Origin of the sequence: Pseudomonas pseudonitroreducens, from assembly GCF_021603645.1 — a bacterium.
GTDB lineage: Bacteria > Pseudomonadota > Gammaproteobacteria > Pseudomonadales > Pseudomonadaceae > Pseudomonas > Pseudomonas pseudonitroreducens.
Genome location: NZ_BQHJ01000014.1, coordinates 116458 through 130786, shown reverse-complemented (window position 1 = coordinate 130786; position 14329 = coordinate 116458). Strand labels below are relative to the sequence as shown.

Below are 14329 nucleotides of genomic sequence, written 5' to 3'. Positions count from 1 at the left end.
CACGGATCGAACCGTAGGGCGCATAACCTGGAACAGGTTATCCGCCGCTCCCGTGTGGCGGATAACGCTGGCGCGTTATGCGCCCTACGAAAACTCACGCGACGGGTGCCAGGCACCCGCCCGACAAGTCCCCAGAGGAGCCTTCCCATGTCCACACTGCGCACCGGTCCAGACGCCAAGGGCCTGTTCGGCAGCTTCGGCGGCCAGTACGTCGCCGAGACCCTGATGCCGCTGATCCACGACCTGGCCCGCGAGTACGAGAAGGCCAAGGACGATCCGGAGTTCCTCAAGGAACTGGCCTACTTCCAGCGCGACTACGTCGGCCGCCCGAGCCCGCTGTACTTCGCCGAACGCCTCACCGAGCACTGCGGCGGCGCGAAGATCTACCTCAAGCGTGAAGAGCTGAACCACACCGGCGCGCACAAGATCAACAACTGCATCGGCCAGATCCTCCTGGCCAAGCGCATGGGCAAGCAGCGCATCATCGCCGAGACCGGCGCCGGCATGCACGGCGTGGCCACCGCCACCGTGGCCGCGCGTTTCGGCCTGCAGTGCGTGATCTACATGGGCACCACCGACATCGATCGCCAGCAGGCCAACGTGTTCCGCATGAAGCTGCTGGGCGCCGAGGTGATTCCGGTCACCGCCGGCACCGGCACCCTGAAGGATGCGATGAACGAAGCGCTGCGCGACTGGGTCACCAACGTCGACAGCACCTTCTACCTGATCGGCACCGTGGCCGGCCCGCACCCGTACCCGGCGATGGTCCGCGACTTCCAGGCGGTAATCGGCAAGGAAACCCGCGAGCAACTGGCCGAGAAGGAAGGGCGCCTGCCCGATTCGCTGGTCGCCTGCATCGGCGGCGGCTCCAACGCCATGGGCCTGTTCCACCCGTTCCTCGATGACACCAGCGTCAAGATCATCGGCGTCGAAGCCGCCGGTCACGGCATCGAGACCGGCAAGCACGCGGCCAGCCTGAACGGTGGGGTGCCGGGCGTGCTGCACGGCAACCGCACCTTCCTGCTGCAGGACGAAGACGGCCAGATCATCGACGCGCACTCCATTTCCGCCGGCCTGGACTACCCCGGCATTGGCCCGGAGCACGCGTGGCTGCATGACATCGGCCGCGTCGAGTACACCTCGATCACCGATCACGAAGCCCTCGACGCGTTCCACCAGTGCTGCCGCCTGGAAGGCATCATCCCGGCGCTGGAGTCTTCCCACGCCCTGGCCGAAGTCTTCAAGCGCGCGCCGACCCTGCCCAAGGACCACATCATGGTGGTGAACCTGTCCGGTCGTGGCGACAAGGACATGCAGACCGTCATGCACCACATGCAACAGGAGCCGCAAGCATGAGCCGCCTGCAGACCCGCTTCGCCGAACTGAAACAGCAGAACCGCGCCGCCCTGGTGACCTTCATCACCGCTGGCGACCCGGGTTACTCCACCTCGCTGGACATCCTCAAGGGCCTGCCCGAAGCCGGCGCCGACGTGATCGAGCTGGGCATGCCGTTCACCGACCCGATGGCCGACGGCCCGGCGATCCAGCTGGCCAACATCCGCGCCCTGGGCAACGGTCAGAACCTGGCCAAGACGTTGAAGATGGTCCGCGAATTCCGCGCCGGCAACGACACCACGCCGCTGGTACTGATGGGCTACTTCAACCCCATCCATTACTACGGCGTGGACAAGTTCATCGCCGACGCGAAGGATGCCGGCGTCGACGGCCTGATCGTCGTCGACCTGCCGCCGGAGCACAACGAAGACCTGTGCCACCCGGCGCAAGCGGCGGGCATCGACTTCATTCGCCTGACCACCCCGACCACCGACGACAAGCGCCTGCCGACCGTGCTCGAGGGCAGCTCCGGTTTCGTTTATTACGTCTCGGTGGCCGGCGTGACCGGTGCCGGCGCGGCGACCCTGGACCACGTCGAGGAAGCCGTGGCGCGCCTGCGCCGGCATACCGACCTGCCAGTCTCCATCGGTTTCGGCATCCGTACCCCGGAACACGCGGCGAGCATCGCACGCCTCGCCGATGGCGTGGTGGTAGGTTCGGCGCTGATCGACAAGATCGCCGAAGCCACCAGCTCCGCCGACGCGGTGCAGAGCGTGCTCGGTCTGTGCCGCCAGTTGGCCGAAGGTGTGCGCAGCGCTCGCTGAGGGCTGCCATAAGGCTCCGCGTAGGATGGCGTGGAGCGAAGCGATACCCATCGAATCCCTGCTAACACAGCATGGGTATCGCTGCGCTCCACCCATCCTACGAACTGAGGGCTGTCATTCGGTTCCGCCCATCCTGCGTACTAAGGATGGCTCGCTCCTACGGGAAGCATGAAAAAGCCCGGCGAATGCCGGGCTTTTTCGTTTCAGGCGCGGCTTATTCCACGCTTTCTTCCTGCGGCTCTTCCTCGCCACCGGCAGCGCCGCCGCCCAGGCCCAGGCCCTGCGCGGAGCCCATGGCGAAGGCCATGAATTCCGGCACGCTCATGTCCTTGCCGTTGAACTTCACCTGGTCGTTGGCGTAGGCCAGCGAGCTGGACAGGGCGTTGCCATCGAGCACCGCCCACTGCGAGTTCAGGGCCATGCCGCTGAACAGGTCGGTCATGGCGTCGGACTGCTGCTTGAGCGCCACCGGGTCCACACTGCCGGCCGCCTCGCCGCCCAGCGAGCCCTGCAGCGCGACGATGTCGCCGATCACCGCCTTGTCCACCTTCAGGTCAGCCTTGAGCGCGGCGAGGATGCTGCGGGCCATCTCGTCCGGCGTGGCAGCGGCAGCGTTGGGCTTGCGCAGGTCGACCGACAGCGACGCCTTGGCCACGCCATGGCTGGTCTGCAGCGACAGCTCGTCCAGCGACAGCACCGGCGAGCCTTCCAGCAGGGCCAGGCCCAGGCGCTTGAGTTCCTCTTCCTGCGCCGGGGTCAGCTCGGTGCTTTCCAGGCTGTCCAGGGCCATCTTGTTGTAGGACTCCTTGAAGGTCTTGAGCACACCCTCGTCGAGGTTGCGCAGGCTCAGGTCGAGCTTCACGCCGCCGATTTCCTGGCCTTGCACCACGACCTTGCCGACGCGGTAGGAAACGCTCTGGTCCAGGCCCTTGCCGCCCTGCTTGAGGACTTCCTCGACCACCGCGTCGCGCAGTTCGACTTCCGGTGCGCCCGGCGACTTGATGTTCAGGCTCTTGATGGTGGCGGAGCTGGGGCCGAGGGCAAAGCCGTTGGCGTTTTCCTTCTTGTCGCCCTGCATGCCGAGGTCACGCAGTTGCACTCGCGCCGGCTGGCCGCTGTTCTCGTCGGTGAAGTCGAGGTCGATCTCGGCGAGGTTGCCCACGGCGCTCACGTCCTTCTTGTCGCCGGAGACGCTGAAGGTCACCTTGGCCGGGGACATGCGCAGCTTGTCGCTGTCCTTGACGAACTCCAGGGCGGCGGTTTCGACGGCGCCTTCCTGCTTCTGGTCGTAGTGGATGGTCAGCTCGCCGGACAGCGGCGCCTTGCCACCGGCGGCGGTGAACAGCGGGGCGGTGAGTTCGTTCTGCTCCAGGGCGAAGTGGCTCTGCGCCATGACCGGGGCGAGCTTGCCCGCCGCCAGACGCGAGGCCGGGAAGGGGCCGTGCTCGAGGCGATCGGTGAACACCAGGATCTGCGGCGCTTCGCCGTCCTTGCCGGTGAAGGACAGGTTGTAGCGCGCGGTGCTGGAGAACAGGCCACGCTGGATGTCCACCAGGGTCAGGTGCGCGCCCAGGCCCGGGGCCTCCTGCTGGAACAGCTCGTTGGCCTCGCTGATGCCGCGGTTCACTTCCTGCTCGACACGGCTGCCGGTGTACCAGGCGCCGGCAGCGGCGGCGCCGACGATGGCAACGGGAATGGCGATGGCCAGGGCGGTCTTCTTCATGCTGATTCCTTTCAAGTGCGGCCGTACGGGGGACGTCCTGTCGACCGTGATTGTGGGGGTGGCGGCGGGATGCTAGCAGGCGCACTGCCATCACTCCAGCGCTGTAGGCGACCGACTTCACTGCGCCAGCATTGACCGCCAGGGTGCGGCTGTCAGGATAGAGCGCTCTGACCGTCCGGAAGCCCACGCCATGACCCTGCTGCACAGCCTCCACCACGTCGCCCTGATCTGCTCGGACTACCCGCGCTCCAGGCACTTCTACGTGGAAGTGCTGGGGCTGAAGGTGATCGCCGAAACCTACCGCACGGCGCGTGACTCCTGGAAGCTCGACCTGCAGCTGGGCGATGCACGGCTGGAGCTGTTCTCCTTCCCCGGCGCACCAGCGCGGCCGTCCTATCCCGAGGCACAGGGATTGCGCCACCTGGCGTTTGCCGTGGACGACCTGGAAAGCGCCGTGGCCCACCTGCAAAGCCACGGCGTGGCCTGCGAGCCGATCCGCGAGGACGAACTGACCGGCAAACGCTTCACCTTCTTCGCCGACCCGGATGACCTGCCGTTGGAGCTTTACGAGCGCTGATTGCCTCCGGCCAACGCCTTTGTAGGATGGCGTGGAGCGAAGCGATACCCCTCAATTCGGTTCGCCTACAGCATGGGTATCGCTGCGCTCCACCCATCCTACGAATTGGCTGCGCGCCCCACTCCTGAGGGAGCGGGGAATCCGAAGCACCAATGCCCAGCTGAAACACCCGTAGGAGCGGACTCCGTCCGCTCCTACAAAAGCAAACTCAGGCCGGCACGGCCTCGCTGTCCAGGGCGCCGCGCAGGCTCGCCAGGTCGCGCAGCGGTGGCGCGCCGAACAGGCGGCTGTATTCGCGGCTGAACTGCGACGGGCTCTCGTAGCCGACGCGATGCCCGGCCACTGCCACTTCCAGCCCCTCGGAGAGCAGCAGCCGCCGCGCTTCCTGCAGGCGCAGCTGCTTCTGGTACTGCAGCGGGCTCAGGGCGGTCACTTCCTTGAAGCGGTGGTGCAGGGTGGACACGCTGAGGTTTACCTCGCGGGCCAGGTCCTCGATGCGCAGGGACTTGTCGTAATTACGGTTGAGCCACTCGATAGCGCGGGTGACGCGGTGGGTCTGGCTGTCGGTCATCGCCAGGTCGTGCAGCAGGTGGCCCTGCGGGCCGCGCAGCAGGCGGTAGAGGATTTCGCGGACGAACAGCGGCGCGAGCATCTCGATATCGCGCGGGGTATCCAGCAGACGCATCAGCCGCAGCAGGGCGTCGAGCACGGTGCAGTCCAGGCGTTGCAGATAGATGCCCCGGCTGGCCGGGCGCGGCGCGCTGCCGGCAAGGCCAGCCTCGGCGATCAGCCGGGTCAGTTCGCCCGGGTCGATGTCCAGGCGGATCGACAGGTAGGGCTTCTCCGGAGAGGCCTCGATCACCTGGCCGGAAACCGGCAGCGTCACCGACACCACCAGCAGGTTGAGTTCGTCGTAGCGATAGACCTCGCTGCCCAGGCGCACTTCCTTGCAGCCCTGGGCAATCACGCACAGGGCAGGGCGATAGAGGGTCGGCATGCGGCCCTCGTGGGGGCAGTCGCTGCGACCGACCAGCAGCGAATCGATGGCGGTCTCGAAGACGCCTTCACCCTGGCAGTGGCGCTGGATGATGTCGGCCAGCTCCTGGCGGCCGGCGGCAATGGGATCGTAGGCGGGAACGGACTGGGACATGCACAGGACCTCCAGTGGCGGCGCTCGAAGCTTACGCCCACGGCGCAGCGCCCAGTGTGACAGTAAGGCAGGCGCTGGAGGATCAGGCAAGCAATCGGCAGGAATGGACAAGCCGCAGCGCTCTCCACGCGCGCACCGCGGCGGTGCATGGCGCGGAAACGGCCTGTTACAGAGGCTGGCGAACCTGCCGCAGGATCAGGCAAGAAGCCGACAGCATCCGGATAACGCGCGGGCCTGGCGGGGCCGTACTCTTGCTGTCAGTCGTCCGAGGAGCCACTTCGGACTTCTTCGGCGTAACGCGGAGGACAGGACATGCACTGGCAAACCCCCATCGAACACGAATTGCAGATCCACCCCCGGGCGGGGCACGAGGCGGAACTCGGCGCCTTGATCGACAACCTGGTCGACGGCGCACGCCGCGCGCCGGGGTGCCTGCGCTGCCAGTTGGTCGCCCGTGAGAACGGCCAGCCGTGGCTGCTGCAAGGCAGCTGGAAAGACGAAGACGCCCTGCTGGACTACTTCGCCACGCCCTCATTGCAGCTGCTCAGCGAAGTGCTCTTGTGCCACTGCCGAAGTCTCAGCGGCGGCATAGTGGAAACCCTCGATCAGGCCACCGGAAAGGTGGCCTGAGTCTTTTCAGGTAGAGACTTTCCGCTAGTGAGCTTTCAGGCCCGTCAGTATTCCAGGCTCCAGCCCAGGGTGAAGGTGCGGCCACGGCCCTGGTAGTCATAGAGATAGGCCGGCCCGTAGGTCGGCGAATAGAACAGCGCGGCGCGCTGGCCCCAGACGGTGCTGTACTGCTTGTCCAGCAGGTTCTGGATACCGGCGCTGAAGGTGCCGAAGCCGGTCTTCTGCTCGCCCATCAGGTCGAAGGTGGTGTAGCCATCGATCTCGTGGTCCGCATCGTCCTTCAGGTTGAACGCGTGCTGCGCCTGCAGACGGGCACTGCGCTGACCATCGCCCCAGCCGACGAACGCGGTGGACTTGGACAGCGACGCGTAGCGCGCATCACGCTTGATCCAGTCACCATCGGCATCCTCTTCTTCCGAGCGCACCAGGTGCAGCGTGGTGCCGCCCTGCCAGCCGTTGTCGAAGTAACGGGTGACCGCGCCCTCGAAGCCGAAGTCACGGCTCTTCTGGTCCTGCACATCGATGGTCAGGGTCGCCGCGTCGGTGGTGATGATCTTGTCCGACCAGATGTAGTAGACCGCCGCCTGGGCCTGCCACTGCATGTCGCTGTAGCGCCAGCCGGTCTCGACCTGGCGGCTCTTGATGCCGGCCAGCGGGTTGTCGTCCACCGACAGGCCGGGCTTGCCGTAGTACTTGGCCGGGTCGGGCAGGTCGAAGCCTTCGCTGTAGTTGGTCCAGACCTGATGGCCGTTCTTGAAGTCGTAGATCGCGCCGAGGTTGAACAGGTTGACCTGGTAGTCGTTGCTGCCGCCGGGCACGCCTTTGAAGTCGTCCACCTCGACGTCCATCTTCTGGTGGCGCGCGCCACCGGAGAGGGTCAGGTTGTCGGTGGCCTTCCAGTCCAGCTGGCCGTAGAAGGACAGGCCATCGACGATGTAGCTCGGGTAGCGCGGCGCGCTGCTGGCGGTCTCCAGGTCGAGGCCGCCGCTCTCGGAGGAGACGCGCTGGTCGAAGACCTTCTGCTCGGCGTTGAAGCGCTCGTGGTCGAGGTCCACGCCGTAGGTGAACTTCAACGCATCCCACTGCTTGCTGAACAGGCCCTTCAGGCCGCTGACCTCGAAGTTCTGCTGCGAGCCGGCGAAGTACACGCCCTTGGAGCCAGTGGGCTTGCCGGTGTTGTAGTAGGGGAAGGGATAGAAGTTGTCGTCTTCCTTGCGGTAGTACGCCTGCAGGTAGAAGTCCTGCTCCAGCAGGTTGCTGTGGTGGTAATTGGCGTTGAGCAGCACGCGGCGCGAGCGCGGCTCCAGGTCGGTGTCCAGGCCGCTGCGGATTTCCGCATCTTCCAGGTTCGACGGGCCCTGGTACTTCAGGTTGGGAAAGTAGATGCCGGTGCTGCCGTCGTTGCCCGAATCGTAGTACTGCGCCAGCAGGTCGAGGCTCTGCTCGTCGGTGAACTGCGCGGTGAGGTTGCCCATCACGTCGACGGTGCGGTTGTACTGCAGGTCGGTCTGGGTGTTGTCGATGAAGATCTGGTTGCCGCCGCCATCGTAGAAGGCTTCGTTCTTCTCCGCCGAAACGCCCAGGCGGCCGGCCACGCGGTCGTTGCCGCCGCTGATGGACTGCGCGGCGCGGGTCGACAGGTCGTCGCTGTTGTTGAAGCCGCTGGTGGCGCCCAGCTGCGTCTCGAAGCGCGCATCGCCGGCCGCGCCCTTCTTGGTAATGATGTTGATGATGCCGCCGGTGGCGCCGCCGCCGTAGATGGCGCTGGCGCCGGAGAGCACTTCGATGCGCTCGACGTTGAACGGCGAGATGCTGTCGAACTGGCGCGACAGGCCGCGCGAGCTGTTCTGGCTGACGCCGTCGATCATCACCAGCACGTTGCGCCCGCGCATGTTCTGGCCGTAGTTGGTGCGGCCCTCGGGCGCCAGGTCAAGACCGGGAACCAGCTTTCCCACAGCCTCCTTCAGGCTGACGCCGGTATCCAGCTGCTCGCGCAGCTGGGTCTGGTCGACCACCCAGACGGTGCCGGGAATCGAGCTGATGTCGGTGGGCGTGCGCGCCGCCACGCTGATCTGCATCGGCGCCAGGCTCAGGGCGGCGGAATCGTCCTTCTCGCGCTTGAGCAGCACGGTGCGCTCGTCGGTGAAGCGCCAGCTCACGCCGCTGCCGGAAAGCAGCTGATTGAGCGCCTCTTCCGTCGTGTAGGTGCCGTCCAGCCCTTCGCTCTGCAGGCCCTGGATATCCTCGGAGTTGAACAGCAGGTGCAGCCCGGCCTGGTCGGCGAACTGGGTCAACGCGCTGTCCAGGCTGCGCGGAGCAATGTGCAGTTCGACGGCGGCGGAGCCGGCGGCATGAACCAGAGGAGCGGCAGCGCCGAGCAGGGAAGCGAGCAGAATCGCACGGTGCAGCGGGGAAGGACGGTAATGCATGCGGGTGAAATCCGTTCTTGTGGGGGCAGGGTCGCGTATTGAGAATTTTTCGCGTTCATGCCTACGACGAAACGGCCATGCAAACCTTGCAGTGCTGAATGAAAAATATTTTCATTTTCTTCCGAGGCTGCCCCGGATCCCCTGTCGCCAGTGACGTCGTAGGATGGTGTGGAGCGCAGCGATACCCATCAATTCCAGATCGCCCACAGCATGGGTATCGCAAGCTCCACCCATCCTACAAAGAGCAACAGATCAGGCTTTGGGCGCTGGGCGGATCAGCACCAGCCAGGGCAGATGGGTGACCGTCACCGGCTGCAGACGCTCCAGCGTCTTGAGCAAGGCGCCTGGGTCCTGCAGGTCGAACACGCCGCTGACCTTGTGCTCACGCAGCGCGCTGTCGGTCAGCACGATACGGCCGGGCACGTAGCGCTCCAGTTCGTCGAGCACCTCGCCCAGCGGGCGCTGGTTGAAGATCAATTTGCCGCGCTGCCAGGCACTGGCGCTGGACAGGTCCAGCACCTGCACCGGCTCGGGCGCAGCGCTGTCGCGGTAGCTCAGGCGCTCGCCGGCGGACAGCCGCACCGGCTCGCTGCCAGCACTGTTCACCTGCACCACGCCCTCGGTCACATCGACGCGCACCTGCGGCCCGCGGCTGTCGACATCGAAGCGCGTACCCACGGCGCGCACTTCGCCGCCCCTGGCCTCGACGATGAAGGGCCGGGCGGCATCCTTGGCCACCTCGAACAAAGCTTCGCCGCCATGCAGGCGCAGGCGCCGCTGCTGCGGGCTGAAGTCCACCGACAGTGCGCTGTCGCTGTTCAGCCAGACACGGCTGCCATCGGCCAACTCCAGCAGGCGGCGCTCGCCGGTACGCGTCGCGTAGTCGGAATAAAGCCCGGCCAACGGCTCGGGCAGTGCGATGGTGACGGCGACCGCCGCGACACAGGCCGCAGCGGCCAGCGCCAGCCAACGGCGCGGGCACCGGGCGCGGCGGCGGTAAGCCTCGGCCTGGCGGGTTTCCGGCAGAGCGCCCCACAGCGCCTCGGCCTCGCGGGCGGCGCGTTCGTGTTCAGGGCTCTGCCCGCGCCAGCGCAGGAAGTCCATGCGCTCGACAGCGCCGGCACTGCCCGAATGCAACTGCACCAGGCGCTCGATGGCCTCGTCGCCCAGCAGATTCTGTTCGACGCGGCTCATGACGCGTCCCCCCGGCGCTGTGCCCAGTCGCGGCAATGGCGCATGGCCTGGACGATGTACTTGCCCACCATGCTCTCGGAAACGCCCAGCCGTTGTGCGATCTGCGCGTGGGTGAGGCCGTCGAGGCGGTTCATCAGCAGCGCCTCGCGGGCGTTTGCCGGCAACTGGTCGAGGGCGGCATCCAGGTGCTCCAGCGTCTCGTGGGCGAGCAGACGATGCTCCAGCCCGGACGCCGGGTCGCTCAGTTCGCTGGCGGCGCTTTCATCGACGTGCAGCTCGGCCAGCCGGCCCTCGCGGCGCAGGTTGTCGATGGCGATGTTGCCGGCGACGCGAAACAGGTAGGCGCGCGGGTCCTGCACTTCGGCTTCGGCGGGGTGGTCGGCCAGGCGCAGCCAGGTGTCCTGGGCCACGTCCGCCGCGCGCTGGTTGTCGCCCAATCGCCGCGCAAGGAAGCGCATCAGGTCCGCGTAGTGCGCCTGGAAGCTCTGCAGCAGGGAGGAGGAGGCGAAGCGCCGCATGATGGCCGAAATACCCCGATAAACCGACCAACGTCTGTCAGGCCGATGCGAAGGGTGGGCAGCATACACCGAATCGAGAATTATTATCGAATGCAAAAAATGTCAGCTCGTGAACTGCGAGAGGTCCAGCGGCCGCACCTCGCCCATCCACAGGCCGTGGTCGCGGTGGTCACGCAGGTCATCGCCGGTGTTGGGATGGACGAAGATCACCAGGCCGTTGCGGTTCAGCGCCAGCCACGGAACCAGGGTGGCAAAGGTGGCATTGTCGAAGGCCAGCTGGCAGCTCCAGTCCGGGTGTGGGCCGACCGGGCGTTCGTGGACGCGGCCCATTTTCGCGCCGAAGCGGCGCGCCGCTTCCTCGCACAGTGCACGGGCGCGCTCGATGCTGCTCGCGTCGAAATAGACGTGGGCGTGGAAATCCTTGATCGGGGTGTCGTTCATCGGTCCTGCTCCAGTTCCGCCTGCAGCCAGTCGACGAAACGCTGCACCAGGCGCCTCCGCCGTTTGCGCTCGGGCAATACGGCGTAATAGCCAAACCGCGATTCCACGGATTCGGCGATGGGCCGGCACAGTAACCCCTGCTCCAGCAGTTCGTCGACCAGGTGCCGCCAGCCGATGGCCACGCCCTGCCCGGCAATGGCGGCCTGGATCAGCAGGGTGTAGTTGTCGAAGCGCAGCCCGGCAGGCGCCGGTGCCCCGTCGATGCCCAGCGCACGATAGACCCCCGGCCAGTCGAACCAGCGGCTGGAGGCCTCGGGATGCAGGTGGAGCAACGGTATGTCGATCAGCGCCTGCGTTGCCAGTGGCAAGTCCCGCCCGGCCAGCAGGCGCGGGCTGCACACCGGGAACACTTCCTCGCTGAACAGGCGCAGCGCTTCGCCGTGCTTGAAGCGACCGTCACCGAAGGCGATGGCAACGTCGATGTCGCTGCGCAGGGAAATCGGGCTGCGGTCGCTGCTGATCAGGCCGACGTCCAGCTCCGGGTGTGCCTGGCGGAAGCGCGGCAGGCGCGGCATCAGCCAGTAGGCGGCAAAGGCGAAGTCGGTGGCGACCTGCAGCACCTCGTGGGGATGCTTCGCGGTAACCGCGGCAATGCCGGCGTCGATGCTCTCCAGGCCCGCCTGAACGTGCTGTTGCAGGACCTGACCACTTTCAGTCAGCGCGATGCCGCGGTGAATGCGGTCGAACAGGCGCACCGCCAGCCGCTTCTCCAGGCGCTTGATCTGCTGGCTGACCGCCGGCTGGGTGGTGCCCAGCTCGCCGGCGGCGGCGGTGAAGCTCAGCAGGCGAGCGGCGGACTCGAACACGCGGAGCAATTCCAGCGGCACGCTCACCGCAGCACTTCACATAAGCAGGTGTTATCCGAAGCATGCCACGCCATGCGGTTTACCCCGTAGTCAGCAGGAAACAGACTCATACGCCACAGCATCCCATAACAGCGCCAACAGGATAAGCCCAACGCCATGAAGCGCCAGCGCCCGAACATCCTCTTCATCATAGCCGACCAGATGGCCGCGCCGCTCCTGCCCTTCTACGACGCCCAGTCGCCGATCAAGCTGCCCAACCTGTCGCGCCTCGCCGACGAAGGCGTGGTATTCGACTCGGCCTACTGCAACAGCCCGCTCTGCGCGCCGTCGCGCTTCACCCTGGTCAGCGGCCAGTTGCCGACGAAGATCGGCGCCTGGGACAACGCCGCGGATTTTGCCGCCGACATCCCCACCTACGCCCACTACCTGCGTCGCCTGGGCTACCGCACCGCACTCTCCGGCAAGATGCACTTCTGCGGCCCGGACCAGTTGCATGGCTACGAAGAGCGCCTGACCAGCGACATCTACCCCGCCGACTACGGCTGGGCGGTGAACTGGGACGAGCCAGACGTGCGCCCGAGCTGGTACCACAACATGTCCTCGGTGCTGCAGGCCGGCCCATGCGTGCGCACCAACCAGCTCGATTTCGACGAGGAAGTGGTGTTCAAGGCGCGCCAGTACCTCTACGACCACGTGCGCGAACACCCCGAGCAGCCGTTCTGCCTGACCGTGTCGATGACCCACCCGCACGACCCCTACACCATCCCGCGCGAGTACTGGGACCTGTACCGCGACGAGGACATCCCGCTGCCCTCGGTGCAGATCGCCCAGGGCGAGCAGGACCCGCACTCGCAGCGTCTGCTCAAGGTGATCGACCTGTGGGGCCAGGAAATGCCCGAAGAGAAAGTCCGCGCCGCCCGCCGCGCCTACTTCGGCGCCTGCAGCTATGTCGACGCGCAGATCGGCGCACTACTGCGCACGCTGGAAGATTGCGGCCTGGGCGAGGACACGCTGATCGTGTTCTCCGGCGACCACGGCGACATGCTGGGCGAGCGTGGCCTCTGGTACAAGATGCACTGGTTCGAGATGGCCGCCCGTGTGCCGTTGCTGGTCCACGCGCCCAAGCGTTTCGCCCCGCGCCGGGTCAGCCAGTCGGTGTCCACCGTCGACCTGCTGCCGACCCTCGTCGAACTGGCCGGCGGGCTGGTCGAACCCGGCGTCGAGCTCGATGGCCGCTCGCTGCTGCCGCATCTGCAAGGCACCGGCGGCCACGACGAGGTGATCGGCGAATACACCGCCGAAGGCACGGTCAGCCCGCTGATGATGATCCGCCGCGGCGACTTCAAGTTCATCTACTCCGAGCAGGACCCATGCCTGCTGTTCGACCTGAAGAACGACCCACGCGAGCTGGAGAACCTCGCCGACTCGCCCGTCCACGCCAACCTGGTACGCGATCTGCTGGGTGAAGCCCGCGCGCGCTGGGATGTGCCGGCCATCACCCGGCAAGTCCTCGCCAGCCAGCGCCGGCGCCGGCTGGTGGCCGACGCGCTGACCCACGGCACGCTGAAAAGCTGGGACCACCAGCCCATGGTCGACGCCAGCCAGCAGTACATGCGCAACCACATCGACCTCGACGATCTGGAGCGCCGCGCCCGCTATCCGCAACCGTGACAACAACCACAACAAGCCGAAGGGGAAGGGAGCATGAACACCACCGTACGAAGAGCATCAACGCTGTTGCTGGCCGGCGCACTTGCGCTGGGCGGCCCGCTGGCCCGGGCCGAAGATGAAGCCTGCAGTACGGTGAAACTGGCCGATCCGGGCTGGACCGACATCGCCGTCACCAACGGCATCGCCGCCTTCCTGCTCGAAGGTCTGGGCTACCAGGTGAAGATCGACACCCTCTCGGTACCGATCACCTACGGCGGCCTGCGCGACGGCCAGGTGGACGCCTTCCTCGGCAACTGGATGCCGGCGCAGCAGAGCTTCCATGACCAGTTCATCGCCAGCAAGCAGGTCACCCAGCTTGCAAAGAACCTCGAAGGCACCGAGTTCACCCTGGCCGTGCCGACCTACGTGTGGGACGCGGGGGTGAAGAGCTTCGCCGACCTCGACAAGCACGCCGACCAGTTCAACAGGAAGGTCTACGGCATCGGTTCCGGCGCGCCGGCCAACCAGTCGATCCAGAAGATGATCAGCGGCGACGAGTTCGGCCTGGGTGACTGGAAGCTGGTGGAATCCAGCGAGCAGGCGATGCTCGCCGAGGTCGGCCGTGCGGTGAAACGCCAGCGCTGGGTGGTGTTCCTCGGCTGGACGCCACACCCGATGAACGTGAAGGTCGACATGAAGTACCTCAGCGGCGGCGAGAAGTATTTCGGCAGCACCGGCAGCGTGTTTACCGTCACCCGCAACGGCTACGCCGAGCAGTGCCCGAACAGCGGCAAGCTGCTGGCCAACCTGTCCTTCGACCTGAAGATGGAGAACGCCATCATGGCCGAGGTGCTGGAGAAGAACGTGAAGACCTCCGATGCGGTGAAGGCCTGGATCAAGGCCCATCCGCAGAGCCTCGACACCTGGCTGGAAGGTGTGAAGGCCCGCGACGGCGGTGACGCGCTGGCCGTCGTGAAGGCCAGGCTGTAGGC

At 66.2% G+C, this 14329-nt stretch carries 13 protein-coding genes; 6 read left to right on the top strand and 7 right to left on the bottom strand.

Annotated features, from left to right (window positions below; genetic code table 11):
* Positions 1–147 precede the first annotated feature (147 nt).
* Together trpB and trpA are read left to right on the top strand one after the other, a co-directional pair.
* A complete protein-coding gene (trpB, locus tag L6D89_RS28115; protein WP_236172298.1) occupies positions 148–1356 on the top strand; it encodes a tryptophan synthase subunit beta in 1209 nt (402 codons plus the stop codon).
* Positions 1353–2159, top strand: coding sequence for a tryptophan synthase subunit alpha (gene trpA, locus L6D89_RS28110; protein ID WP_236172299.1), 807 nt, complete (start codon positions 1353–1355; stop codon positions 2157–2159). The genes trpB and trpA overlap by 4 nt, the downstream gene beginning before the upstream one ends.
* A 214-nt stretch (positions 2160–2373) precedes the next feature.
* Here the strand turns inward: trpA and L6D89_RS28105 are convergent, their stop codons facing one another.
* Positions 2374–3882 (bottom strand): YdgA family protein, encoded by a 1509-nt coding sequence (locus tag L6D89_RS28105; protein ID WP_236201813.1) that lies wholly within the window; start codon positions 3880–3882, stop codon positions 2374–2376.
* Positions 3883–4072: 190 nt separating this feature from the next.
* Here L6D89_RS28105 and gloA2 point away from each other — a divergent pair, with 190 nt between their 5' ends.
* Positions 4073–4459, top strand: a complete 387-nt coding sequence (gene gloA2 / locus L6D89_RS28100; protein WP_236172301.1) for an SMU1112c/YaeR family gloxylase I-like metalloprotein — start codon at positions 4073–4075, stop codon at positions 4457–4459.
* A gap of 208 nt (positions 4460–4667) precedes the next feature.
* Here gloA2 and L6D89_RS28095 read toward each other — a convergent pair whose 3' ends face one another.
* Positions 4668–5609 carry an AraC family transcriptional regulator gene (locus L6D89_RS28095; protein ID WP_024763669.1) on the bottom strand — a complete coding sequence of 314 codons (942 nt, stop codon included), beginning with the start codon at positions 5607–5609 and terminating at the stop codon, positions 4668–4670.
* A 312-nt stretch (positions 5610–5921) separates the two neighbouring features.
* Here L6D89_RS28095 and L6D89_RS28090 point away from each other — a divergent pair, with 312 nt between their 5' ends.
* Positions 5922–6239: an antibiotic biosynthesis monooxygenase family protein gene (locus L6D89_RS28090; protein ID WP_236201812.1), complete on the top strand. Its 318-nt coding sequence runs from the start codon at positions 5922–5924 to the stop codon at positions 6237–6239.
* Between the two features lie 44 nt (positions 6240–6283).
* On the opposite strand, the gene L6D89_RS28085 is transcribed toward L6D89_RS28090, so the two are convergent.
* From L6D89_RS28085 to L6D89_RS28065, 5 genes are all read right to left on the bottom strand, one after another.
* Complete coding sequence (locus L6D89_RS28085) at positions 6284–8668, bottom strand: TonB-dependent receptor (RefSeq protein WP_236201811.1); 2385 nt, start codon at positions 8666–8668, stop codon at positions 6284–6286.
* A gap of 252 nt (positions 8669–8920) precedes the next feature.
* Positions 8921–9862 carry a FecR family protein gene (locus tag L6D89_RS28080; RefSeq protein WP_236201810.1) on the bottom strand — a complete coding sequence of 314 codons (942 nt, stop codon included), beginning with the start codon at positions 9860–9862 and terminating at the stop codon, positions 8921–8923.
* Positions 9859–10380: a sigma-70 family RNA polymerase sigma factor gene (locus L6D89_RS28075; RefSeq protein ID WP_236201809.1), complete on the bottom strand. Its 522-nt coding sequence runs from the start codon at positions 10378–10380 to the stop codon at positions 9859–9861. Before L6D89_RS28075 ends, L6D89_RS28080 begins: the two co-directional genes overlap by 4 nt.
* A gap of 102 nt (positions 10381–10482) precedes the next feature.
* Positions 10483–10821 (bottom strand): DOPA 4,5-dioxygenase family protein, encoded by a 339-nt coding sequence (locus tag L6D89_RS28070; protein ID WP_236172306.1) that lies wholly within the window; start codon positions 10819–10821, stop codon positions 10483–10485.
* On the bottom strand, positions 10818–11714 hold the full coding sequence (locus L6D89_RS28065) for a choline sulfate utilization transcriptional regulator (protein WP_236201808.1): 897 nt from the start codon (positions 11712–11714) through the stop codon (positions 10818–10820). The genes L6D89_RS28070 and L6D89_RS28065 overlap by 4 nt, the downstream gene beginning before the upstream one ends.
* Before the next feature lie 129 nt (positions 11715–11843).
* Between L6D89_RS28065 and betC the strand changes: the two genes are divergently transcribed.
* Positions 11844–13358, top strand: coding sequence for a choline-sulfatase (betC, locus tag L6D89_RS28060; RefSeq protein WP_236201807.1), 1515 nt, complete (start codon positions 11844–11846; stop codon positions 13356–13358).
* Between the two features lie 33 nt (positions 13359–13391).
* Positions 13392–14327 carry a choline ABC transporter substrate-binding protein gene (locus L6D89_RS28055; RefSeq protein WP_236201806.1) on the top strand — a complete coding sequence of 312 codons (936 nt, stop codon included), beginning with the start codon at positions 13392–13394 and terminating at the stop codon, positions 14325–14327.
* The last annotated feature ends 2 nt before the right edge of the window (positions 14328–14329 follow it).